The 23,218-nt window shown below is 67.2% G+C and carries 24 protein-coding genes; 11 read left to right on the forward strand and 13 right to left on the reverse strand.

What is annotated here, in order from left to right:
• Positions 1 to 4 precede the first annotated feature (4 nt).
• The 3 genes from FHS47_RS02120 to FHS47_RS02130 are packed head-to-tail and all read right to left on the reverse strand — an operon-like array spanning position 5 to position 1,531.
• A complete protein-coding gene (locus FHS47_RS02120; protein ID WP_167022304.1) occupies positions 5 to 376 on the reverse strand; it encodes a DUF3619 family protein in 372 nt (123 codons plus the stop codon).
• Entirely contained in the window at positions 373 to 996 is a 624-nt protein-coding gene (locus FHS47_RS02125; RefSeq protein ID WP_208381739.1) for an RNA polymerase sigma factor, read from the reverse strand. Before FHS47_RS02125 ends, FHS47_RS02120 begins: the two co-directional genes overlap by 4 nt.
• Before the next feature lie 46 nt (positions 997 to 1,042).
• A complete protein-coding gene (locus tag FHS47_RS02130) occupies positions 1,043 to 1,531 on the reverse strand; it encodes a hypothetical protein (RefSeq protein WP_167022307.1) in 489 nt (162 codons plus the stop codon).
• Positions 1,532 to 1,699: 168 nt separating this feature from the next.
• Here FHS47_RS02130 and sufT point away from each other — a divergent pair, with 168 nt between their 5' ends.
• Positions 1,700 to 2,257 (forward strand): putative Fe-S cluster assembly protein SufT, encoded by a 558-nt coding sequence (gene sufT, locus FHS47_RS02135; RefSeq protein ID WP_167022310.1) that lies wholly within the window; start codon positions 1,700 to 1,702, stop codon positions 2,255 to 2,257.
• 11 nt (positions 2,258 to 2,268) lie between these two features.
• Here the strand turns inward: sufT and FHS47_RS02140 are convergent, their stop codons facing one another.
• Positions 2,269 to 2,721 carry a DUF4279 domain-containing protein gene (locus tag FHS47_RS02140; protein WP_167022313.1) on the reverse strand — a complete coding sequence of 151 codons (453 nt, stop codon included), beginning with the start codon at positions 2,719 to 2,721 and terminating at the stop codon, positions 2,269 to 2,271.
• 339 nt (positions 2,722 to 3,060) lie between these two features.
• On the opposite strand from FHS47_RS02140, the gene FHS47_RS02145 reads away from it, so the two are divergent.
• Together FHS47_RS02145 and FHS47_RS02150 are read left to right on the forward strand one after the other, a co-directional pair.
• On the forward strand, positions 3,061 to 4,866 hold the full coding sequence (locus FHS47_RS02145) for a M4 family metallopeptidase (RefSeq protein WP_167022316.1): 1,806 nt from the start codon (positions 3,061 to 3,063) through the stop codon (positions 4,864 to 4,866).
• 906 nt (positions 4,867 to 5,772) lie between these two features.
• On the forward strand, positions 5,773 to 7,095 hold the full coding sequence (locus FHS47_RS02150; protein ID WP_167022319.1) for a S8 family peptidase: 1,323 nt from the start codon (positions 5,773 to 5,775) through the stop codon (positions 7,093 to 7,095).
• A gap of 63 nt (positions 7,096 to 7,158) precedes the next feature.
• Here FHS47_RS02150 and FHS47_RS02155 read toward each other — a convergent pair whose 3' ends face one another.
• From FHS47_RS02155 to wrbA, 4 genes are all read right to left on the reverse strand, one after another.
• Positions 7,159 to 7,644, reverse strand: a complete 486-nt coding sequence (locus FHS47_RS02155; RefSeq protein ID WP_167022322.1) for an asparaginase domain-containing protein — start codon at positions 7,642 to 7,644, stop codon at positions 7,159 to 7,161.
• A 37-nt stretch (positions 7,645 to 7,681) separates the two neighbouring features.
• The gene (locus tag FHS47_RS02160) at positions 7,682 to 9,349 is read right to left on the reverse strand and encodes an acyl-CoA dehydrogenase family protein (RefSeq protein ID WP_167022326.1); all 1,668 of its coding nucleotides are present in this window, start codon (positions 9,347 to 9,349) and stop codon (positions 7,682 to 7,684) included.
• A 125-nt stretch (positions 9,350 to 9,474) separates the two neighbouring features.
• A complete protein-coding gene (locus tag FHS47_RS02165; RefSeq protein WP_167027540.1) occupies positions 9,475 to 9,792 on the reverse strand; it encodes a DUF2069 domain-containing protein in 318 nt (105 codons plus the stop codon).
• A 5-nt stretch (positions 9,793 to 9,797) separates the two neighbouring features.
• Entirely contained in the window at positions 9,798 to 10,400 is a 603-nt protein-coding gene (gene wrbA / locus FHS47_RS02170; RefSeq protein WP_167022329.1) for an NAD(P)H:quinone oxidoreductase, read from the reverse strand.
• An 83-nt stretch (positions 10,401 to 10,483) separates the two neighbouring features.
• On the opposite strand from wrbA, the gene FHS47_RS02175 reads away from it, so the two are divergent.
• Genes FHS47_RS02175 through FHS47_RS02185 form a run of 3 tightly spaced genes read left to right on the forward strand, consistent with a single transcriptional unit; the run spans position 10,484 to position 12,493 of the window.
• Positions 10,484 to 11,755 carry a YihY family inner membrane protein gene (locus FHS47_RS02175; protein ID WP_167022332.1) on the forward strand — a complete coding sequence of 424 codons (1,272 nt, stop codon included), beginning with the start codon at positions 10,484 to 10,486 and terminating at the stop codon, positions 11,753 to 11,755.
• Positions 11,752 to 12,219 (forward strand): TlpA disulfide reductase family protein, encoded by a 468-nt coding sequence (locus tag FHS47_RS02180; RefSeq protein ID WP_167022334.1) that lies wholly within the window; start codon positions 11,752 to 11,754, stop codon positions 12,217 to 12,219. The genes FHS47_RS02175 and FHS47_RS02180 overlap by 4 nt, the downstream gene beginning before the upstream one ends.
• Position 12,220: 1 nt before the next feature.
• Entirely contained in the window at positions 12,221 to 12,493 is a 273-nt protein-coding gene (locus tag FHS47_RS02185; protein WP_167022337.1) for an acylphosphatase, read from the forward strand.
• A gap of 106 nt (positions 12,494 to 12,599) precedes the next feature.
• Here FHS47_RS02185 and FHS47_RS02190 read toward each other — a convergent pair whose 3' ends face one another.
• Positions 12,600 to 13,049, reverse strand: coding sequence for a copper chaperone PCu(A)C (locus FHS47_RS02190; RefSeq protein WP_167022340.1), 450 nt, complete (start codon positions 13,047 to 13,049; stop codon positions 12,600 to 12,602).
• Positions 13,046 to 13,663, reverse strand: a complete 618-nt coding sequence (locus FHS47_RS02195; RefSeq protein WP_167022343.1) for an SCO family protein — start codon at positions 13,661 to 13,663, stop codon at positions 13,046 to 13,048. The genes FHS47_RS02190 and FHS47_RS02195 overlap by 4 nt, the downstream gene beginning before the upstream one ends.
• A 79-nt stretch (positions 13,664 to 13,742) precedes the next feature.
• Here FHS47_RS02195 and FHS47_RS02200 point away from each other — a divergent pair, with 79 nt between their 5' ends.
• Positions 13,743 to 14,123, forward strand: coding sequence for a DUF423 domain-containing protein (locus FHS47_RS02200; protein WP_167022346.1), 381 nt, complete (start codon positions 13,743 to 13,745; stop codon positions 14,121 to 14,123).
• Between the two features lie 114 nt (positions 14,124 to 14,237).
• On the opposite strand, the gene FHS47_RS02205 is transcribed toward FHS47_RS02200, so the two are convergent.
• The 3 genes from FHS47_RS02205 to FHS47_RS02215 form a co-directional block, all read right to left on the reverse strand.
• Positions 14,238 to 14,426, reverse strand: coding sequence for an Arc family DNA binding domain-containing protein (locus FHS47_RS02205; protein WP_167022349.1), 189 nt, complete (start codon positions 14,424 to 14,426; stop codon positions 14,238 to 14,240).
• A 7-nt stretch (positions 14,427 to 14,433) separates the two neighbouring features.
• Complete coding sequence (locus tag FHS47_RS02210) at positions 14,434 to 15,300, reverse strand: SPFH domain-containing protein (protein WP_167022352.1); 867 nt, start codon at positions 15,298 to 15,300, stop codon at positions 14,434 to 14,436.
• Between the two features lie 64 nt (positions 15,301 to 15,364).
• The gene (locus FHS47_RS02215) at positions 15,365 to 16,861 is read right to left on the reverse strand and encodes a transglutaminase-like domain-containing protein (RefSeq protein ID WP_167022355.1); all 1,497 of its coding nucleotides are present in this window, start codon (positions 16,859 to 16,861) and stop codon (positions 15,365 to 15,367) included.
• Positions 16,862 to 16,985: 124 nt separating this feature from the next.
• On the opposite strand from FHS47_RS02215, the gene purT reads away from it, so the two are divergent.
• The 4 genes from purT (at position 16,986) to mrcB (ending at position 23,216) form a co-directional block, all read left to right on the forward strand.
• Complete coding sequence (purT, locus tag FHS47_RS02220; protein WP_167022358.1) at positions 16,986 to 18,167, forward strand: formate-dependent phosphoribosylglycinamide formyltransferase; 1,182 nt, start codon at positions 16,986 to 16,988, stop codon at positions 18,165 to 18,167.
• A 66-nt stretch (positions 18,168 to 18,233) separates the two neighbouring features.
• Positions 18,234 to 19,943 (forward strand): hypothetical protein, encoded by a 1,710-nt coding sequence (locus FHS47_RS02225; protein ID WP_167022361.1) that lies wholly within the window; start codon positions 18,234 to 18,236, stop codon positions 19,941 to 19,943.
• A gap of 8 nt (positions 19,944 to 19,951) precedes the next feature.
• Entirely contained in the window at positions 19,952 to 20,785 is an 834-nt protein-coding gene (locus tag FHS47_RS02230) for an NAD-dependent epimerase/dehydratase family protein (RefSeq protein WP_167022365.1), read from the forward strand.
• Positions 20,786 to 20,957: 172 nt separating this feature from the next.
• Positions 20,958 to 23,216, forward strand: coding sequence for a penicillin-binding protein 1B (gene mrcB / locus FHS47_RS02235; protein WP_167027543.1), 2,259 nt, complete (start codon positions 20,958 to 20,960; stop codon positions 23,214 to 23,216).
• Positions 23,217 to 23,218: the final 2 nt, after the last annotated feature.

The following is a 23,218-nucleotide window of genomic DNA, read 5'->3' on the forward strand; positions in this document are numbered from 1 at the left end:
GGCATCACTTTCGGGACGAGGGGCGGGTGTCGTTGTAGGCCAGCCAGCTGTAGAACTGGAGGTCCTTGTAGAGAGCGGGGTCGGCGCTGTCGGCGTCGGGCGGCAAGTCGTTGGGCTCGCTGTCGCCCGGCTGGGCGACCACCGCAGGCGATGGCGGACCGCCAACCGGCTGCCACACCATGAGCGTGGCGAGGGCGAGCACGGCAAACGCCCCGGCGGGCAGCAGCAGGCGCCGCGCGGCCGAAGGGTGCGGCCGGGCCAGCGCCGTGCGCCGCGCCGCGCGCAGGCGTCCCGCGATGACCGGGTCGATGTCCCGGCTGGCGCGCAGGTAGAGGTTCCTGGCGCGGCGTTCGAGTTCCTGATCGTGCTGGCTCATCGCCATGCCTCCAGTTGACCGCGCAGCGCATGCATCGCGCGCGAAAGGTGAGTCTTCACACTGCCGTCCGAGCAGCCCATGGCCACCGCCGTCTCGGCGACGTCCAGGCCTTCCATGATGCGCAGCACGAAGGCTTCGCGCTGCCGTCGCGGCAGGTTGCGCAGGGCCGCGACGATGTCCGCGTAAGCCTGCGAATCCTGCAATCTTGCGGACGGGTCGGGACTTTCGTCGGCGGGCTCCCACTGGGGTAGCTCGTCGCCGTCGTCGTCCTTGCCGCCGCCCAGCCAGCCCACCACGATCGAGCGCACCTTGCGGCGCCGCTGCAGGTCGACGATACGCCGGCGCAGGATCCCCCAGAACAGCGGGGTCCATTCACCGGACGGCTTGTCGCTGTAGTGGTGCACGAGCCTCAGCATGGCGTCCTGCACCGCGTCCAGCGCGTCCTCGCGGTTGCCGAGGTGGATCTCGGCCATGCGCCAGGCCCGCCGTTCGATGGCAGCCAGGAACGCGTCCATGGTCGCGGGTACCTCGCGCAGGTCCTCGAGCGATGCGCTGTCGAGCGCGAGCGAGGCGTTCACGCCCTTCTCCGCATCGTCGGTTTCGGCATCCTCGTGCTCCATACGGCCTGGTTCACTCCGGTAAACGCGGTCGGCGACCGCCGGTTGACTACCCGTTCGAGGCAATATCTTCCGGGTGCCTGGATTTATGGGCCCGCAACGGCCACGCCACCATGGCCGCGAGGGCGGCGCCGGCAAAGGCCAGCAGGATGTCGCCCGGGCCCTGGGCGAGGCGCGCCAGCGCCACGAGCATGGCCGGGCCGGCATCGCTCATGGCCCGGGCGAGCCCGATGCCCATCATGCCGGCGATGGTGGCCGCAGCGACGAGGCAGGCGGTATAGGCAGCCGCCAGCAGCGTGGCGCCCGCGGCCAGCACGGCGCCCGCGACACCGCGGAAGCCCAGCCAGCGCCTCGTCACGATGCCCAGTATCCAACCGGCCGGCAGCACCAGCGCGGGCAGCGCGCGGCCGAACATCATCGACGGAAGCATCCACACTGCGCCCACGGCAAAGCCGAACATCGCGGCACAGACGATGCCGAAGAGGAATCCGGCGAGCGTGGAGCGCCCGGCCTGGGAAGGGTGGTTCGGATCGGGCATCGGGTCGTGGCGACGGGCAAAGCGGGCATGATAGCGGCCATGGCCGCTTTGCGCTCTTGAGGGTGCCGGCCGCCGCCCCGACCTAAGCCGGTGGATGCTTACCCCCGGGCGCCGGCGGGAGCATAATCGACGACTTTGCGGCCGCCTGGCGGCCTTCACAGGACAGCAATGAGCGGTTTCAGCCTCAGCAGCGAGCCCTTCACCCTCGAGCGCGACTGCCAGGCGGTCATGGTTCCGCAGGGCGAGACGGTGACGCTTCCGGCCGGACAGATCGGCTACATCACGCAGGCCCTTGGCGGCAGCTTCACCGTGTACGTGGAAGGCAACCTGTTCCGCATCGCGGGCAACGACGCCGACGCGCTGGGCAAGGAACCGCCGAAGCCCATCGAACTGCCGGACGATGCCTCCGACGAGGATGTCGAAAAGCTGGTGTGGCAGCAGCTGCGCACCTGTTTCGATCCCGAGATTCCCATCAACGTGGTGGAACTGGGCCTCGTCTACGACGTGAGCCTGGAAACCGGCGACGAGGGTGGTCGCAAGGTCTACGTGAAGATGACCCTTACCGCACCGGGCTGCGGCATGGGCGACATCCTTGTCGACGACGTGCGAACCAAGCTCGAAATCATTCCCACGGTGATGGAAGCGGACGTCGACCTCGTGTTCGACCCGCCGTGGAACCATTCGATGATGTCCGACGCGGCGAAGCTCGAAACCGGAATGCTCTGAAAGGCGTCGCCTCAGCGTTCGGGCGGTTCGGACGGAACGATGCCGACCTCGAGCGACGCGCCATAAGCCGCCAGGGCCTTGATGCTGGCCGGCGAAAACAGGCAGGCCGGTACCTCCTGACCATACATGCGCACATGCAGGCCCACGTGCGCGTCGAGTTCGAGCGACTGAATCGCCGCCACGATGTCGTCACGCCCGGGCGCGAGCACGGCCAGCAATTCCGTCAGCGGGCCGTCGAGCATGTACGTGCGTTGCCAGGGCAACTCCACGCACCAGCCGTTGGTGCGGCGTTGCAGGTCTGACGACGCGATGCTCTCGCCCTTCTGCCAGGTCGTTGCGCCGGGGAGTTCGATCTCCGTCAGCAGCCGTTCCAGCGGGTGCCGCTCCGACGTCAGCCGGAATGCGGCCCGCACGGATGGGGTGAGCCGCCTGAGGTCGCCGTCGATATCGGAGGTGACGCTCATCCGTTTTCCTCTCTCAGGGTTCGTTGGTGGTTGCGTCTCTAGCATCGCGTTTTTTTGCGCCAGTGTCCCTAGGGAAAGTGTCCCTAGGGAAATCCCTAGGTAGTCGACCGCGAATTCTTGCGCTAGGTTGACCGTGATCTTCGGCAGGGAGAACGAAGGTCGGTTCCGCGGGTGAAGGTCCAGGCCGGTTTCCGAGGGAGCAGGAGGAGGGGACGGCAGGCGACCACACGGAGCCGCAGTGCAACGGGCATCGCGCCACGGCGCGAATTCATATCGTTCGGAATGTGGTCCCCACGGCCGCAATGGCTTCGTGCGGCCCATTCCAGGAGGAGGAACGTAATGGCAAACCAAGTTCGCTTGAAACTCCTGGCCGCCTCGCTGGCCATCGTGGCCGCGTCGACAGCAGGAGCGGCCACTCAGCAGGCCTTGCGCGCGCAAAACCTCGGTTCGACCCCTGTCTCACAACTGGCCGTTCGCCTCGGCCTGTCGTCCGACAATGGCTTCGTCGCGCAGTCCGCGGCTCCTACGGTGCGCGGCACGACCACGGTGCGCATGCAGCAGACCTTCAAGGGTGTGCCGGTTTTCGGCCACAGCATCGCGGTGGAGCAGGACGCGCAGGGGAATGCGCTGGTCGCCAATGGCGTCGTGTCGTCCGAGTTGCAGGTGGATCTCGCCTCCGTCACGCCGCGCTTCGACAAGAGCCAGGCGGTGGCGCTGCTGGTCAAGCAGTCGAGTTCGTTTGTCAGCGGTCTGGCGAAGCCGGAGAACGGCAAGGCCGACCTCTTCGTCTACCCGCAGGAGGGCGGTCCCGCCCGCCTCGTTTACCTGACCTCGTTCTTCTCCGGCGGCGATCATCCGACCCGTCCCACGGCGATCATCGATGCCAATACCGGGCAGATCCTCGAACAGTGGGACGGCCTGACCTACGCGAATGCCACCGGTCCCGGCGGCAACCAGAAGACCGGCCAGTACACCTGGGGCGCGAACGGCTTGCCGTACCTCAACGTGACGCAGTCCGGCAGCACCTGCACCATGCAGAACACCTACGTGCGCACCTACAACATGAACCACGCCACGTCGGGTAGCGGCACGCTGTGGTCGTTCACCTGTCCGAACTCCAGCGGCGATGCCATCAACGGCGCCTACGGTCCCATCAACGACGCGCATCACTTCGGCGGCGTGGTGCACGACATGTACCAGGCGTACCTCAATGTGCCGCCGTTGAACAACAACCAGGTTCTCCTGATGAAGGTGCACTACGGCAACAACTACGAAAACGCCTTCTGGGACGGCACGTCCATGACGTTCGGCGACGGTGCCAGCACGTTCTATCCGCTGGTGTCCCTGGACGTGACTTCGCACGAGATCAGCCACGGTTTCACGGAACAGAACTCGAACCTCACCTATAGCGGCCAGTCCGGCGGCATGAACGAGGCGTTCTCGGACATGGCGGGCGAAACCGCCGAGTTCTACGACCGGAACGGCAGCAACGACTGGCTTGTGGGCGCCGAGATATTCAAGGGCAACGGCGCGCTCCGTTACATGTGCAACCCGACCCAGGACGGCGCGTCCATCGACAACGCCGCCAACTACTACAACGGGCTCGACGTGCACTATTCGTCCGGCGTGTACAACAAGGCGTTCTGCCTGCTCGCCCAGAAGACCGGCTGGGATACGTCGAAGGCATTCAAGGCCTTTGCCCGTGCGAACCAGCTGTACTGGACGGCCGGCTCAACGTTCAACAGTGGCTCCTGCGGTGTCGCGACGGCAGCGAACGACCTCGGCTACAGCTCGGCCGATGTGGTGTCCGCGTTCAGCAGCGTGGGTGTCAGCTGCTCGGGCGGTGGCGGTGGCACGGTTCTGCTGAACAAGACCGGCTTGTCGGGTGCGTCGGGCTCGGTGGTCAACTACTCGGTCTCCGCGGCGGCTGGCACGCTGACGGTCACCATGAGTGGCGGAACCGGCGATGCGGACCTGTACGTGCGTCGCGGTTCGGTGCCGACCACCACGGCCTATACCTGCCGTCCGTACCTCAATGGCAACAATGAAACCTGCACCATCTCGGTATCGTCGGCAGCCACGTACTACATCCAGATTCGTGGCTACTCGGCCTATTCGAATGTGGCGCTGAAAGCCGTGCAGTAACGGCGCAAGCGTCGATCCACGAGAAGGCCCGGGCGGCAACGCCCGGGCTTTTTTTTGGGTTTTCGCGTTTATCGGGGCAACACAGGCTTCGAGTCGACGCCTCTGGTTTCGACAGACTTGTTGTGGCGTTCGCTTGCCCGGTATCGCCAAAGCGCTATGCAACTGAGCGTTTCGCTTGGGCCCTTGGTGTCCACCCTCGCTGCTCAGACAGGTCCTCCGCGTTCGAAAAGGAAGGCCGCTGCCGCGGCCCATGTTCTTATCGGCCTTCGGCCGCTCGCTTGTGCGGAACTCGCCTCGAGGGTGGACACCAAGGACCCTCCCGGGCGGCGCGGGCGTGATGGGAGAGCGGCAGGCCTTCGATGCGGAGGCTTGCGCGAGCAATGCTGCAGGTGAACGATGCCAGGACACAGGACGGTCCGGGGTCACGAAAGGCCTGACCGGCGCTAACCGGACCGAGGTGATGCGATGCTGTCGCACGAGCAGCGGCTGCCGGTGTGTACGGTGATGCTCTCCCGACATGCCACCTCACGTATCGGAAGAGTCTTCGGTGTCCACCCTCGAGGCGAGTTCCGCACAAGTGAGCGGCCGAAGGCCGGATAGATAAACGGGCCGCGCAAGCGGCCCCACCTTTACGAACGCGGAGGACCTGTCTGAGCAGCGAGGGTGGGCACCGAAGGCTCTGGCCCTACCGTCCGAGCAACGGCGGCGCCAGCCGCTGGCCACATGCATTCGCCTTGGCGAATGAACCGCTGCACTAACATCCGGGCAACGTCCCGGATTCCGCGAAGACCTCTTTTCAATAGCGGGAAACCCACGCGACACCACGGGCGTGGCCGCGTAGCCGCATCGCCAACCGGAATCTAGGTTTGTCGGACCCGCGTATTCCGCGACTCCGAAGGACCTCCCATGCGCTTCGTTCCCCCTATGGCGATTGCCCTGCTGACGACATCGACGCTGGCGGGCGCCTCACCCGCGCAGTACATCGTGCACTTTCCCGCCGAAACACATGCGCGCGTTGCACGCAGCGCTCCTGACGCGTCTTCCCGCGCGCTTGCGCGCACCGGCGGGCTGCGTCCTATCCGAACCCTTGCCTCCGGCGGCGAGGTCTTCGAACTCCGCGTCGAGGAAGCCGCGGCGCTCGCCCGCCAGCCGGGCGTCACCGTAGAGGAGGATCTCCTCCTTGCGCCGCACACGATCGTCGATTCGCTCTGGAAGCGGCAGTGGTACATGCACGACGCCAAGGTGGGCGTGGACGCGCAGGTGGCATGGAAATACACGCGTGGCGCAGGTGCGGTGGTAGCCATGCTCGATACCGGCATCACGCCGCATCCGGAATTCGACGGGCAACTGCTGCCGGGCTACGACTTCGTCAGCAACGTGGACACGGCGCGCGACGGCGACGGGCGCGATGCGGACCCTACCGATCCCGGCAACTGGAGCGAGTCCGGCGATTGCGGATTTGCGGAAGCCAAGCGCTCCACATGGCACGGCACGCATATGGCCGGTCTCGTGGTGGCCCGGGCAGGCAACCGCGCTGGCATCGTGGGACTGGCGCCGGAGGCCAAACTGATTCCCGTCCGCGTGCTGGGTCGGTGCGGCGGACGCGCCTCCGACTTGGCCGACGCCATCGTCTGGGCCAGTGGCGGCCACGTGCCCGGAGTGCCCCATGTGGGCCGCCGCGCCGACGTGATCAACGTGAGCATGGGAACGAGTGGTCCGTGCGTGTCGTCACTGCGACACGCCATCGAAGATGCACGCGCCCGTGGCTCGGTGGTGGTCACGTCCGCAGGTAACGACCAGAAAAACGTCAATACGAACACGCCGGCGAACTGCCCGGGGGTGATTTCGGTGGCCGCGCTGGGCAGGGATGGCGGTATGGCGTGGTATTCGAACTTCGGGCAACAGGTCACGCTGTCCGCGCCCGGCGGCAACCTGCGCGCCGTCGGCATGGACAACATCCTTTCCACTTGGGACACGGGCAAACGTGGTCACGAACGCTCGGTGTTCGGCTACCGGGGCGGTACGTCCGCGGCCGCGCCGCTGGTTTCCGCGCTGGTGGCGCTCATGCGTTCGGCCGATCCTGAAATCGGCGTGGACGAGGTGAGGGCTCAACTCGTCGACAACGCGCGTCCCATTCCCGGCCGCTGTCCGAAGGGCTGCGGCACCGGGCTGATGGATGCGGGGGCAACGGTCGACGCGGTGGTCGAAGATCGTGCGCGCCGCCACTGAGCGCGGCGCCGGCTGTAGTGGATCCGGCGCCGTGTCTTACGCGTCGTCCGGCCGAGTGTCGACTCAGATGGCCTCGAACCGGTTCGCGTCGCGATTCTTTCGCACCGTGGCCGGATCCCACACGCGGCCGTTCATGGCGATGTAAACGCCGTCGTCGAGCGTCTGCACGGCGCCCACGGCGCAACCGATGTTGAAAACGGCATCCGATCCCTGGAACCGGGCCGGATTGAGCGCACCGGTAAGCACGATGACCTTGCCCGGAATGCCGGCGAGGACGCGGGCCGTTTCCACCATCGTGTCGGTGCCGTGCGTGACCAGCACATGCCGGTGCGGCTGTGCCTCGATCGTGCTGCGGATGAGGGCGCGATCCTCGTCGGTCACGTGCAGGCTGTCCTTGCGCAGGATGGGAATCACGTCGAAACGAAACGCGACGCCCAACTGCTGGAGGATGTCGCCGATCTGCGGCGAGCCGATCTGGTAGTCCGACTTGTCGTCGAAGTACACCTTGTCGATCGTGCCGCCGGTGGTCACGATGGTGAGTTGCTGCATGGTCGGGCCTGGAAGCGGGTGGAGCGGGGGCGCCATTCTACATGGCGGGCGATGCGACGCCGGCCGCCCCGGTGCCGGCCAGGAGCATGTCGTCCTCGTTGGCTGGCAAGTCCAGGCGGTCCAGACCGCGGGCGAGGAAACGCCGGCTGGCCGCTGCAGGGCGAAGATCGCCCGTTGCCGCGCCCCAACGCGCCGAGCGCAAAAGCAGGGCAGCGGCCATGGTCCTGGCCAGGGTGAAGGCGATACCCCGCGCCGAAGCCTCCAGCGACGCCCGATCGGCGGCGACCTCGCCCATGAGCCCTTCCGCTGCGTCCAGCGCCGCGACCACGGCGTGCCGCTCCGGTGTTCCGTCGTCGGGAACCAGTTCGTCCACGGCCTGGCGGAGCGGCGTCAGGCCGGTCGACAGCGCTCTCAGCATGTCGAGCGAAAGCACGTTGGTGGTGCCCTCCCAGATCGCATAGACCTGCGCATCGCGCAGCAACTGGGGGAGGCCCGTGTCTTCGATATAGCCCGCACCGCCGAAGCATTCCAGCGCTTCCGACACGACACGAATGGACACCTTCGCCGTCCACAGCTTGGCCAGGGGCGTGAGCAGGCGGAGCAGTGCGGCTTCGTGGGTCGCGTGCTCGCCGTGCTCGACGCGGCCGAGCAGTTCCGCGACGTGGAAGGTGAGCGAGAATGCGCCCTCGTACTCGGCCTGCATGTCGGCGAGTGTGCGCGCGTGCAATGGCTGGTCGATCAGCCGGGCCCCGAAAGCGCTGCGGCGCGTGGCGTAATCGCGGGCCAGCGCGATGGCTCGGGCCATGCTTGCCACTGCGCAGACCGCGTTCCAGGTGCGCGTGACGTTCAGCATCGGCGCGATCTGGCGTACGCCGTGATCGAGCGGGCCGACCGGCGTGGCGGGAAGGCCGTCGAGATGGATCTCCGCCGTCGGCAATTCGTGCGTACCGAGCTTCTTCTTGAGGCGGTCGATGGTAATGCCGCGCCACGCGCCGGCGTCGTCCTTCGTTTCCACGTAGAACAGCGCAAGCGCTGCCGTACCCGTGCCGGCGCCCTCCGGGCGCGCGAGGGCAAGCGCCGCTTCGCCCACTACGGCCGAGCTGAACCACTTGCGGCCGTACAGGCGCCACTGGCCCTCGGCGTCCTGGCGAGCCACCGTTTCCGTGCGGCCGACGTCGGAACCGCCGGGCGTTTCCGTCATCCACTGGCCGGACAGCCAGAAGGTGGCCGGATCGCGGCTGAGGAAGTGCGGCAAGGCACGCTCGATGAGGGCGCGGTTGCCGGACGCATGGAGCGCGGTGGCCGCACCGTCGGTCATGGCCAACGGACAGCAGTAGAACTCGCTGGCGATGTGATAAAGATAAACGCGCGCGAATTCCTCCACCCGGGCCCACGGCGAACCCGCGTGCCCGGCGGCGAGCACGGCATGCCGCGTCGTGATGCCAGGCCCTTCTTCCCATGCAGGTGTGAGCGCGATGCGGTCCACTCGGGAACCCCACGCGTCCCACTGCGTCAGCACAGGCTCGGTGCGCGGTGTGCGGCAGCGGCGGTCCCACGCCATGAGCGCGTAGTCCGCAAGGGCTTCCAGGTCCGGGCGCATCGCCTCCAGTCTTGCCGACGGCAGCGTATGCGCCAGCCAGGCGTTCAGCACGCGGTCGTCGCGATACGGGTGCGCGAGCCTGGGCGCGCTCTGTACGAAACTCATCGTGGCGTCCCCACCGTTGCAATCGATGGTTCTAGCCTGCACCGCGGGCATGCTTTCGTCGATACGCTGCGCAGCATGGTGGGGTGCCGCGCCACTACGCGCGGGTGCGCGTTCCGCGGGTATCGTCAGCGCCTGCGCCGCACGCCGGCGCCCAGGCTGCCGATCAACAGCAGGGTGAGGGCGATCTCGATGAAGGCCAGCCAACGATCGCCCGTGGAACTCCACGCTTCCGATACGCCGTGGCAGAAATAGAACAGCGCGAGGATCCCCACCCACAGCAGGGCGCGGGCCACGTTGGGCAGCGACAGGAGCGGCAGGAGCAGCGGCGGAACGGTGAGCGCGAAGGCGACCCATGTCGGTATGGATACCGGCGGATATACGGTGTACCAGAGCACCTGCACCAGCAGCAGGCCAGTCCAGGCAAACAGGCCCGTGCGCTGCATGGCGCTCACGCGGGCGTGCCCAGCCGGCGGGCCACGTCGGCCAGCCGCTTGCCCAGGGCACGCGCGAGTTCGCGCTCGTGTTCGCTGATGGCGTTGTCGCCCCGCGGGCCTGCCACGTGGCTGGCGCCGTAGGGGGTGCCGCCCGTGACCGTGCTGCTGAGCGCGGGCTCGGTGTACGGAATGCCGAGGATCAGCATGCCGTGATGGAGCAGGGGCACCGCCATCGACAGCAGCGTGGCTTCCTGGCCGCCGTGCATCGTGCTGGTGGAGGTGAACAGGGCGGCCGGCTTGCCCGCCAGTGCCCCGGAGGCCCACTCGGCCCCCGTGGTGTCCAGGAAATACTTGAGCGGGGCAGCCATGTTTCCGAAGCGGGTGGGGCTGCCCATGGCCAGCGCCACGCACTCGCCGAGGTCGGCACGCGTCACGTAGGGCGCGCCTTCCTCCGGCTCCGGCGGCATGGCCGTCTCGGTGACGGGGGCCACCGGAGGCACCTGGCGCAATCGCGCGCGCATGCCGGGAACTTCCTCCACGCCGCGTGCGACGAACCGGGCAAGCTGGGCGGTGTGCCCATAGCGGCTGTAGTAGAGTACAAGGACGTCGTGGGACATGGATGGGTGCCTTTGCGAAGGCCCTTAGTCTCGCAGAACTGCCACGCGTTCCCAATCGTTCGGGACGTAAGATGAGGATGGACATGCCGCTGCGCATCGATCGCGACCGCGCGCTGAGCTTCATGCGCTTCACCTGGCTGCGCTTCGTCGACGACAAGTGCTTCGAGACGGCCGGTGCCCTTTCCTATACCACCCTGGTGTCGCTGGTGCCGCTCACCGTGGCGGTGTTCGCGGTTCTCTCCGCGTTCCCCGTGTTCGCGGAATGGCGAGGATCTTTGGCCAATTACGCGTTCCAGAATTTCGTGCCCGCCACGGGCATGAAGATCCAGGAATACATGCTGGCCTTCGCCGACAAGGCCAGCCAGCTCACCGGTATTTCCATCCTCGTGATGCTGTTCAGCGCCGTGTCGATGATGATCAGCATCGAGGACCGCCTCAATCGCATCTGGCGTGTGCGCAAGCCCCGTGGATGGACGTCGCGGCTGCTCCTGTATTGGGCCGCACTGACGCTGGGCCCCATCCTCGTCGTGGGCGGGCTGGCGCTGTCCTCGTACATCGCGGCGTTCCCCTTGTTGCACCAGGCCGCCGATCAGATCGCCACGCAAAGCCGCCTGATCAACTTCCTTCCTTTCGGCATCACCTTCATCACGCTGGTGCTCATGTACACGATGGTGCCGAACCGACGGGTGTCGTGGCGGCACGCGGCGGTGGGTGCGTTACTCGGGGCCATCCTCTTCGAGTTTGCGCGCGGGGGCTTCGCGGCGTTCATCCGCAACTCGCCTAACTACGAGGAAATCTATGGCGCCCTCGCGGCCATCCCGATCTTCCTGCTCTGGATCTATCTGTCTTGGATCATCGTGATCCTGGGCGCGTCCATCTCGGCATCCATCTCGGCGTTCGAGTACACGGTGCCGCACGAGGCCCTGCCGGACGGCGCGGAGTTCATCGGACTGCTGGTGGTGCTCCAGCACTTCGTCGGTGCCCAGCGCACGGGTGAAAGCGTGGACCCGGCCATGATCCGGCTACGCGAGCCCTACCTGCCGTCGAGCGCCATCGCATGTTATTTCGACGACCTGCAGCGCGCCGACATGATCCAGCGCTGCGAGTCGGGGGGCTGGATGCTCAGCCGCAGTCTCGACGCCACCGAATTGCTGCGGGTGTACCGTTGCACGCAGTACCGGCTTCCGCTGGCCCCGCGATCGGAGGTGCAGCGGCTCGGTATCAACCTGCCCCCGGAGCTCCTGGGTTTGTTGGACAATCTGGCCGAAGCGCTCGACGCCACGCTCGGCGCGCGCCTAGACAAGCTGTTCCCGCCCCCGCCGGTTCCCGTCCCCACCGAGGATACCCCCGCATGATCCGCCGCTTTCTCGCCGCCGCCGCACTGGCCATGGCCCTACCCATTGCTGCTGCCCCGGCCGCGAATCCCGAACTCAAGGTCACCACGCTGGACGGCAAGCCGTTCGATCTCGCCGCACAGCGCGGCAAGTGGGTGGTGGTCAATTACTGGGCGACGTGGTGCGTGCCCTGCATCAAGGAAATGCCCGACATCTCCGCGTTCGTGAAAAGTCGCAAGGATGTCGCGGCCATCGGCCTCGCCTTCGAGGACACCGAGAAGAAGGACATCGAGGCTTTCTTGCGCAAGCACCCGGTGGATTACCCCATCGCGCAAGTGGACGTCACGGAGCCGCCGAAGGATTTCGATCCGCCGAAGGGTCTGCCCACCACCTACCTGATCGCGCCGGATGGGCATGTCGCCCATCGCTTCGTGGGCCCGGTCGACGCCGCCAAGCTCAACGCGGCCATCGCCAAGGGGTCATGACATGAAAGCCGCGCGTTTCATCGTGAGGGGTAGGGTGCAGGGCGTCTTCTTCCGCGCGTCGGCGCGCGAGCATGCCACGGCGCTGCGGCTTGACGGACACGCGCGGAACCTGGGTGACGGCAGCGTCGAGGTCGTAGTTCAAGGCGACGCGGCCGCCATCGACAGGATGGAAACCTGGTTGCACGACGGCCCGCCATCGGCCGAAGTCACCGAGCTGTATCGCGAAGATCTGGGTGTGCACGACGTGCTGCCCGGCTTCCGAGTCGTGGGTTAGAACGTTGTAGGAGCCGCCATGGCGGCGAGCGAAACGTGCCGCACCATCGCAGGATTTCCTCGCCGCTATAGCGGCTCCTACACAGAAGCCCGGCGGCGCAGAGCTCTTAGTCCGTTGGCCCCGATGCGTTCGCCGGGCGGGCCAGGAGGGTTGCCGGAACCTTCTCGCCGTCCGAGAGCGTGAAGGTCACAGTGATCTTTTCACCGGGTTTCACCGCTTGCTTCGGCTGCATCAGCATCACGTGATAGCCGCCCGGCGCGAAGGCGAGGGTGCCCTTCGCCGGGAGCGGCACGCTGTCGACCATCTCCATGCGGCCCATGCCGCCATCCGTGCTGCTGCGATGGATCATCGCGTTGCCGTACTGCGGGCTGTCGGCACCCACGATGGACAATGCGCGATCGGAGCGGTTCTCGAACGTGAGGTATCCGCCGGCGGGCAGGTTGCCCGGCAGCACGCGCACCCACCCGTTCTTCGCCTCGACGGCCGGCTTGTCGGCCGCGTGCGCGGCGCCGCCGGCGGAGAGGATCAGCGCAAGGGCGAGGGAGCGGACCATCATGAGCGTGTCTCCAGCGAAGTGAGCAGATGCAGGTCGTGGACGATATCGTCCTGGGATGCCGACGGTGTGGCGAGCAGGCGGGCCTTGCCGTTGGCATCGAAGAAGTAGATCGCGGAGCTGTGGCTGACTTCGTAATTGCCGTCGCCGCGGTCGGGTTCGCGCGTGAAGGCGGAACGGTAGCGCTTGGCCAGGGCTTCCACGGCGGCCTGCGAGCCGACCAGGCCCACCGCGCGCTTGTCGAACGCGTTGACGTAGGCATGCATCACTGCCGGCGTGTCGCGAGCCGGATCGACGCTGACGAAGAGGATGCGCACGTTGTCGGCCGCGGGACCGAGACGGTCGAGTATCACGTGCAACTGCGTAAGCGTCAGGGGGCAGACGTCCGGACAGTGCGTGTAGCCGAAATACATGACCGCGACCTTGCCTTTGTAGTCGGCTCCGGTCACCGGCTTGGCATTGTCGTCGGTCAGTTTGAAGTCGAGATCCGGCAGATGGCCCGATACATCGTTCAGCCGCCACTCGGGCTGCGCTTCGCGCTGGCAGGCGGCGAGCGAGGCCACGGCAGCGGCGGCCAGCAGGACCATGAGGGCCCGACGGAAGATGGATGGCGTCATGCGAGTCTCCGCGAGATATCCTGCGCAGGATACGCCACCCTGCCTGCCCGAAGGCGCGCACACAGAGGAATACCAGCGCATGCGACAACCTGTCAGCACGGCCACCGCCATCGTCGTCGGTCTCGCGGGCGCGTCGGCGGTCGCTCTGGGCGCATTCGGCGCGCACGCGCTGCGCGGCAGCCTGGACGCGGCGGCCATGGCCACGTGGCATACCGGCGTCGAATACCATTTCTGGCATGCGCTGGCCTTGCTGGTGGCGGCGGTGGGCTTGCGCGAAGGGCGGGCACGAAACGTCGCGATCTTCGCGTTCGCTGCCGGCATCGTTCTTTTCTCGGGAAGCCTCTACGCGCTGGCGCTCGGGGCGCCGCGCATGGTGGGCGTGATCACCCCGGTGGGCGGCGTGGCGTTCATCGCAGGCTGGCTGGCGGTCATTTCAGCACTCCGCCCTCGCCATAGGTAGGAGCGCGCCTTGCGCGCGACAGCTTTTCGCGTTTACCTCCGAGCTGGCGCGCCAGCTCGGAGGTTCGGCTTCAAAAGCCGTCGCGCGCAGGGCGCGCTCCCACAACAGCGATGCTCACTCGTCCGGGTCTTCCACCGGATCGGCCTTGCGTGCCTTCAGGCGCCCGGCGCGGCGCAGTGCGTCGCGCAACACGTATTCGATCTGCGCGTTGAGCGAGCGCAGTTCGTCCTCCGACCATGCCTGCATGGCTTCGAGCACGGCCGCACTGATACGCAGCGGGTATGCTTTTTTCTCGGCCGCCACGCGGGAGTCAGCTGTAGAGGCTGCCGGCGTTGACCACCGGTTGCGTGGCGCGGTCGCCGCAGAGGACCACCAGCAAGTTGGATACCATGGCGGCCTTCCGTTCCTCGTCGAGCTCCACAACGCCTTCGGCGCGGAGCCTGTCCAGCGCCAGGGCCACCATGCCCACGGCGCCTTCCACAATGCGCTCCCGTGCGGCGACGATGGCGCTGGCCTGCTGTCGCTGCAACATGGCCTGGGCGATTTCCTGCGCGTAGGCAAGGTGACTGATGCGCGATTCGATCACCTGCACGCCGGCCTTCTGCAGTCGTTCCTCGATCTCCTGGCGCAGATGGTTGTTCACCTCCTCGCCATGGCTGCGTAGCGAGGGCTTGGTGTCGTCGTGTGCGTCGTAGGCATAACTCTGCGCCATCTGGCGAAGGGCGGATTCGCTCTGGATCTGCACGAAGTTCTCGTAGTCGTCCACGCAGAACACGGCTTCCGCCGTATCCACCACCTGCCAGACGACAATGGCCGCGATCTCGATGGGATTGCCGTCGCTGTCGTTCACCTTCAGCCGGCTGCTTTCGAAGTTGCGCACGCGCAGGCTTACCGGCCGGCGGGAATAGAACGGGTTTGTCCAGCGCAGGCCCTCGCGACGCTCGGTGCCCGCGTACTTGCCGAACAACTGCATTACCTGGCCCTGGTTCGGCTGAACCTGGAAGAAGCCTTTGGCCAGGAAGGCGAAGACAGGCACGAGCACGATGCTGGCAGCTGCGAGGGGGTTGCCGTCATGGGCCACCTGGCCCAGCACGGCTCCCGAGATGAGAACGATAAGGACGATGAAGCCGAAAAGGGCGGGAATGCCCGGGAGGGAGGCGGCGGCGCGCTCGTTCATGACGATGGACCCCTGGTTGGTTGAGCAACGATATCACTTTGATATCACATTTCAACCAACCGGATTACGGAGCGTCGCGTCCCGCCGGCATGACGGGTCCATCGCTGGGCGCTGGCAGGTCCATGAGGTTCGACGACGGAATGGCCCGGTCGATCCGGATCCGGGTGAGTGCGTTCATCGCCGAGAAGAACCGCCACGGCTCGCCGCTGCCGGTGCCCAGGGCGATATGCGTGGAGTCGAAGCGCCGCTGCGCCGAGTCGAAGCTGACCCAGCGGTTGTTTATCCATGCCTGGGTCCAGGCATGCGGCACGAACACGCGCGTCGCGCCGCCCATGCGCTCCGCGTACACGATGCCGGTGACCACGCGCGCGGGAATGCCCAGGGCACGCGCCATGGCGGTCAGGAGCACGGCATGTTCGGTGCAGTCGCCGCGGTGTGTCGACACGGTTTCGAGGGCCGAGGCGTAGCCGACGTCCAGGCCCTTGGCGTCGATGTAGTCGGAAAGGAATGAGCGCAGGCGTCGCATGCGCTGCAGATCCGTCGAGGCATCGCCGGCCGCGCGACGCGCCAGCGCCACGACCTCCGGGCTTTCCGACTGCACCCAGGCATTCGGCGCCATGTCCTCGGGAAGCGGCCCCGGCTCGTCGCTGTGGCGCATGCCGAAGCCCACGTCCACGATGTACACGCCATCGCCCAGCGAACGCACCATCTGCTCGTCGGTGTCGACGAAGGGGTTGGCACCGGCATCGGAACCGCGCACGGTGATGGTGTAGCGCACGGGCGCTATTCGCAGCGCGGCCACCATCGGTCGCGGCGAACTGATCATCGCGGCGCGAAGCAGGTCGATGTCCTGGTCGGGCGCCTGCGCGCAGGCGGCGCTGCACGAGGCCATTTCCAACCGGAAGCCAAGCAGCGGCGCGAGGCTCCGGCGAATGAAGCCCTCGTTGTCGACCCAGATGTCCACGGCCCGGTCGGCACCCGCCCCGGCGATCGACTGGCGAAGGTGGTGCAGGGTCTCCCTGCGTTCGTCGGGCATGACCACAACCTCGTCGCCGAGCACCTGCACGTCGACGTTGGCGACCTGCTGCCGGACCGAATCGAAATTGCGCAGTCGGTAGGTGGTGCCGGCCTTGAAGCCATTCGCCACCATGGCCAGCCGCTGCCCTTCGGCGAGCGTCGCGCCTGTCGGCCAGATCAGCAGATTGACCTTCGACTGGCCGCCGACGGTGTTGGCCACCTGGAACAGGCCGTCGCCACGCACCTCGCCGGTGGCGAGGTTTTCCTGCGACGACATGCTTGTGCTGGCATAGAACGCCAGGGGAGCGCCGGACTGGGACTCGGTAGAGCGGAGTTCCGTGCGCAACGTCATCGGTGTGCGCGAGCGGGTCATGCGGAAGTCCAGGACCTGCGAAGTGACCACCTTGTCCGGCTGCACCTGGCGGTCGATGCGTAGGCTTCCGACCTTGCGGCCGTCCAACAACACGGTCATCCAGCGATCTTCCGCCGTGGAAACGGCAGGAACGGCGCACAGTACGGCGAGGACGGCAAGAAAGCGTCTCATGAGCGTACTTCCGGATTGTTGGGGACGCCGCCATCACAGCACGTTCGCGGCGCCAGTCAAGTGCCCCTTTGGTGGAATGCCGGGCAGGATAGAATCGCCCCCATCGCCTGCGAGGACGCTTTTCGTGAAAACTTTCGGCACGCCGCACTCCCATACGGCCTTCAAGGTCCTTCTGCTCGGTTCGGGCGAACTCGGCAAGGAGGTGGCCATCGAGCTGCAGCGCTTCGCCGTCGAGGTGGTGGCGGTGGACCGCTATGCGAACGCGCCGGCAATGCAGGTGGCCCATCGCAGCCACGTCATCGACATGCTGGACGGAGCGGCGCTGCGCGCACTCATCGAGCAGGAGAAGCCGGACCTCGTGGTGCCCGAGGTGGAAGCCATCCACACGCCGACGCTGGTCGAGATGGAAAAGGAAGGGGTCAAGGTGATCCCCACCGCGCGCGCGGCGTGGCTCACGATGGACCGCGAGGGCATCCGCCGCCTCGCCGCGGAAGAACTCGGCCTGCCCACGTCGCCGTATCGCTTCTGCGACGACCGCGAGAGCTTTCTTGCCGCCGTGGCCGCACTGGGCACGCCCTGTGTCGTCAAGCCGGTGATGAGTTCGTCCGGCAAGGGGCAAAGCGTGGTGCGGCACATCGAGGAAGCGGGAGCCGCATGGGATTACGCCCAATCGGGTGGCCGGGCAGGCCGTGGGCGCGTCATCGTGGAGGGGTTCGTCGACTTCGACTACGAGATCACCCTGCTCACGGTTCGCCACCGTGACGGCGTGTCGTTCTGCGCGCCGATCGGGCATCGCCAGGAGGACGGCGATTACCGCGAGTCGTGGCAACCGCAGCCGATGAGCGAGGCCGCTCTGGCGTCCGCCCGGCGCCAGGCGGACGCGATTACAGCCGCTCTGGGCGGGCGCGGCGTCTTCGGCGTGGAATTCTTTGTGCGTGGCGACGAAGTGATCTTCTCGGAAGTGAGCCCGCGGCCGCACGACACCGGGCTCGTTACGCTGATCTCACAGGACCTGTCGGAATTCGCGCTGCACGCCCGCGCCATCCTCGGCTTGCCCGTGCCCGACATCCACCTGTTCGCGCCCGCCGCGTCCTGCGCCGTGCTGGTCGATGGCGAAGGCACGGCGCCGAGGTATCACGGCGTTGCGGAAGCCCTGGCCGAGACCGGCACCATGCTTCGCATCTTCGGCAAACCGGAGGTTCGGGGCCGGCGGCGCATGGCCGTGACGCTGGCGCGTGCCGCCACGGTGGAGGAGGCGCTCGCGAAGGCCACGCGCGCGGCCAGCCGCATTCGCGTGGAGCTGTAGAGGGCCTACAACGACCGTTCACGCCCAAATGTTAAGCTGCAACGCTCCTATGGACGATCCAACCTCATGAGCGGACGCAGAGATTCCAACGACCGCGAGCTCCGCGGTCGCACCGAACCCACCCTGGGCCGGCTCGACGACCTCGACAAGCCGGCTTCGTCGATCGACGACGGGCTGCCGCACATCGTCGTGGACGCTCCTCGCCGCCGAACGGCGCCGCCGCCGGCATCGCCGCGCGGACCGCGAAAGCGCGGCTGGCTCATTCCTGTCCTCGTGCTGGTGCTGATCGGCGCAGTCACGGGCCTTTGGTTGCAGCAGGACCGCCTGCGCAACATGATGCCCGCCACCGAACTCAACGACACGCTGGCCCAGGCCAATCGCGCGCTCGACGAAGGCCGCCTGGACGGCACGAACGGCGACAGCGCGCGCGAACTGTTCGAAAAGGCGCGCGACCAGCAACCCGACAGCGACCAGGCACGCGACGGCTTGCGCCGCGTCGGTCAGGCGGAGGTGGCCAGGGCCGACGCCGCCCTGACGGCGGGGAATCTCGACCAGGCCGAGGCCGCGCTCAATGTCGCCCGCGAACTCCTGGGCGGCGGAGCCGACGTGGAGCGGCTTTCGGAGCGACTTTCGCAGGCCCGAAATCCGGAAGCGCGCACCGAAACGCTGATCGATGAGGCGCAGCAGGCGCTGGCCGCCGGACGCCTCGACGGCGAAGACGGAGCGGGGGCGCTGTACCGCCGTGTGCTCGATGCCGACAAGACCAACGCTGTGGCCGCGCGTGGGCTCGACAAGGTGGGCGACGCACTGGCCGCCCAGGCCCGTCAGGCGATCGCCGCCAACGACAAGGAAAAGGCGAACGCCATCGTCGACCGCATCGCCATCCTCGTCCCCCGCTATGGCGATCTCCCTTCCTTGCGCGCGGCACTGGCGGAAACGAAGAAGCAGGACGGTCAGGCCGTTGCCACGCTGATCCAGCAGGGCAACGAAGCGCTGCGCGCAGGACGATTCGTCGGCGACGGCGACGACAATGCGCTGTCGCGCTTCCAGGCGGCACTCGCGGCCGATCCCGACAATGCCGAGGCAAAGGCCGGGGTAGGGCGGGTAGCGCAGGCGCTGATCGTGCAGGCGAACGCGGCCATCGACAGCGAGGACGACGATCAGGCCACTCGGTTGCTCGACCGCGCGGCGAAGCTCGCGCCCAAGTCGGCGGAGTTGGCCGCGGCCCGTGCGCGCATCGCCGGTGGCGACCGGCATCCGGGTGGTGCCGACGACAAAGTAGGCGCCACTACCGGCGACGACGCCATTCCCGAAGCGTCGATGGCCGTGAGCCCGGAGCAGAAGGCGAAGGTGGCCGATCTGGTCCGGCGCGCGCAGGTTGCCGCCGCGCGGGGCGACATCATGGATCCCCCCGGGGACAGTGCCTACGACCTGTACCGCAACGCACTTGCCATCGACGGAAACGATCCGGCGGCACGCGCGGGGCTGCAGGGCCTTCCTACCCAGGTGGAGAAGCAGATGCAGCAGGCCGTGGCGAACGGCAACGTGCAGCGCGCCGAAAACCTCTACGGCACGCTGTCCGACCTGGCGCCGGGCGATGCCACCCAAGGCGAAGCACGCCACCGGCTCGGCAGCGCCTGGATCGACAATGCGTTGCAGCGCGCGGCACAGGGCGACCGCCAGGGCGCGTTCCAGGCGCTCGACCGTGCCCGCCGCTACGCGCCGGATGACCCTCGCCTGCAGAGCGCGTACGAGCGCATCGCGACGGGCCGTTGAACGCGGGCATGACGGTTCTGGTGATCGGAGCATCGGGGCAGATCGGACAATTCCTCCTGCCGCGCCTGACCGAGGCCGGCTTCGATTACCTGGCACTGAGTCGTCGGGCGACAGGAAACGATCCCCGCTGGATATGCGGCGGCCTTCCCGATGCCATGCCCGAGCTTCCGCCGCTGCGTGCGGTGATCAGCCTCGGTCCGCTCGATCACCTGGCGCCGTGGCTTGCAGCCACGCGGCTTGCCGGAACGCCGCACCTCGTGGCCACCTCGTCGATGAGTGCGGAGACGAAGCGCGACTCGGCCGTCCCTGCCGAGCGCGAACTGTCGCGCCGGCTGCGTGATGCGGAAACCACCTTGGTTGCCACCTGCGCGTCCCGTGGCATGCCGTGGACCTTGTTGCGGCCGACCCTGATCTACGGGGCTGGCGTCGACAAGAGCCTGACCCCGATCGTGAGGGCCGCCTTGCGCCGCAAGGTGTTCCCTCTGCCGGCGGGACGTGGGCTGCGGCAGCCGGTGCATGCCGACGACATTGCGGCAGCCGTCGTCGCCGCGCTCGGCTCGCCGTTTGCCCGTGGCAAGACCTTTCCGATCGGCGGGGGCGAGCGCATGAGGGCACGGGAGATGTTCGGGCGCGCACGGCGCAGCGCCGGCGCCGCCACCCTGCCTGTGCCGATCCCGCGCCTGGCCCTGCGCCTCGCCTCCCTCGTCGTACCCGGCCTGCGCGGACCGGTGGAGCGGCTCGACGACGACCTCGTCGCCGACAACGGGGAACTGGAGCGCGTCCTGGACGTTCACCCGCGCCCCTTCAGGCCCTCTCCGGACACGTGGCGGCCACGCCCCTGAGCCCCGTCGCCACACCCTTGCCAGCATCCGTTCAGATGGGTGCCGGGAAAGTGCCCCTATCATCCCCGCACGTCTTCTTCCCCAGGACTCCTCCGCGTTGGCCCTCCTGAATCGTCTCGGCTCCCTCCTGCGCGCCAGCTGGCCCTGGCTGCGCGTTCCCTTCTGGCTGTTGATGGGCCTCGTCTTTGGCTTCCTGCTGCCGTATACGCTGGTACTGAACGCACGCCTGCAGAACCGCTTCAACGACCTCGTGTTCGCCGTGCCGACGCGCGTCTATGCGCGGCCGCTGCCGCTGGCCCAGGGCCTGCCGATGACGCCGGCCGCGCTGGAGCTGGAACTCACCTTCGCGGGCTACACCACCGAGGGTGGCGGCAAGATCCAGGGCAGCTATTCGAAGAACGGCTCCCGCTTCCTCATCGCGTCGCACGGCTATGCGGGACCGGATGGCGGCGAGTTGCCGCATCGCATCCGTGTCGCGTTGTCCGGCGGCCAGGTGGCCTCGGTGGTCGACGACACGAACGACAAGCCCATCAAGGCGATCCACCTCGACCCCGCGCGCATCGCCACCCTGTACGGCGCGCAGCAGGAAGAGCGCCGCATCGTGCGCCTGGAAAACGTACCGCCGTTGCTCGTGCAGGGCCTGCAGGCCGTGGAAGACCGCGACTTCAAGAATCACATCGGTCTCGACTTCTCGGCCATCCTCCGCGCGTCGTTTGCGAACCTGCGTGCGGGCCACACGGTGCAGGGCGGCTCCACGCTTACCCAACAGTTGGTACGCAACCTCTTCCTCGACCGCAGCCAGAACATGCTGCGCAAGGTGAACGAGGCCATCCTTTCGCTGCTGATGGAAGCGCACTACTCGAAGGGACGCATCCTCGAGGCCTATGTGAACGAGGTGTTTCTCGGACAGCAGGGCAACCAGGCCGTGCACGGGTTTGCCGCCGGCGGCGAGTTCTTCTTCGGGCGCCGCCTCGAAGACCTGCGCCCGCAGGAGATCGCGCTGCTCATCGGCTTGGTGAAAGGGCCCAGCTATTACGATCCGCGTCGTTACCCGGAGCGTGCGCTGGCGCGCCGCAACCTCGTGCTACAGCAGTTCCACGACACAGGCCTGCTCGACGATGCGCAGACGAAGGCGGCGCAGGCCACGCCGCTCGGCATCGCGGCGAACGCGCAGTTGCCGCACAACCGTTTTCCGGCCTTCATGCAGTTGGTCCGCTCGCAGATCACCGCCGACTTCGACGAGGCGGCCCTGCGCGACGGCAGCCTTTCCATCTTCACCACGCTGGATCCCGCGGCCCAGCTGTACACCGAACAGGCGATCCTCACCACCACGAAGGCGCTGGGCAAGCGCGGTGCGGCGGCGCAGGCGGCGGCGGTGGTCACCGACACCACCAACGGCAGCGTGCTGGCCGTGGTCGGCTCGCGCGATCCGGGCGACCAGGGTTTCAACCGGGCGCTCGACGCGCGTCGGCCCATCGGTTCGCTGGTAAAACCGCTGGTGTACCTCGTAGCGCTGGCGCAGCCCTCGCGCTGGTCGCTGGCGTCCATCGTGGACGACACGCCGATCAACATGCGGCAGCCCGACGGCACGCCATGGACGCCGCAGAACGACGATCGCCAGATCCATGGCCAGGTGCCCATGCTCGACGCACTGGTGCATTCGTGGAACCTGGCCACGGTGAACCTGGGCTTGCAGGTGGGCGTGCAGCGCATCAAGGGCTTCCTCGAATCCTTCGGACTGGAGAACGTGAATCCCAGCCCGTCGCTGCTCCTCGGCGCGGTGGATCTGTCGCCCTTGCAGGTCGCGCAGCTTTACGAATACATCGCCGCCGACGGCCACGCGCTGCCCCTGGTGGCGGTACGTGGCGTCATGGATGCCAAGGGCCAGGCGATCAAGCGCTACGAGGTGAAGGGCGGTGAGGGCGAGTACCAGACCGCGGCGCGGCTCACCACGTGGGCCATGCAGCAGGTGGTGAACAGCGGCACCGCCGCGGCCATCGGCAATTCCGGCCTCTCGTGGCTGCATGCGGCCGGCAAGACCGGCACCAGCGACAGCCAGCGCGACAGCTGGTTCGCGGGCTTCACGAGCGACCGCCTCGCCATCGTCTGGATGGGCCGCGACGACAACAAGCCGACAGGGCTCTACGGCGCCACCGGCAGCATGCGCGTGTGGCAGGAACTGTTCCGCAAGATGCCCACGCGCCCGTTGCCCACGACACTGGGCGACGGCCTGGAAATGGCCTATGTGAACCCGCAGAGCGGCAAGCGCACCGACCCCTCCTGTGAAGGCGCGCGGCAGTTCCCCTTCGTGTCGGGTTATGTGCCGGAAGCGGAAGAGGGCTGTTTCTGGCAGCGATTCAAGGGTATGTTCGGCGGCGACGCCGAGCCCGCAGCGCCGGCGTCCCCGGTACCCAGTAATCCTACGGATTGACC

This window comes from Luteibacter sp. SG786 (assembly GCF_011759605.1).
Classification (GTDB): domain Bacteria; phylum Pseudomonadota; class Gammaproteobacteria; order Xanthomonadales; family Rhodanobacteraceae; genus Luteibacter.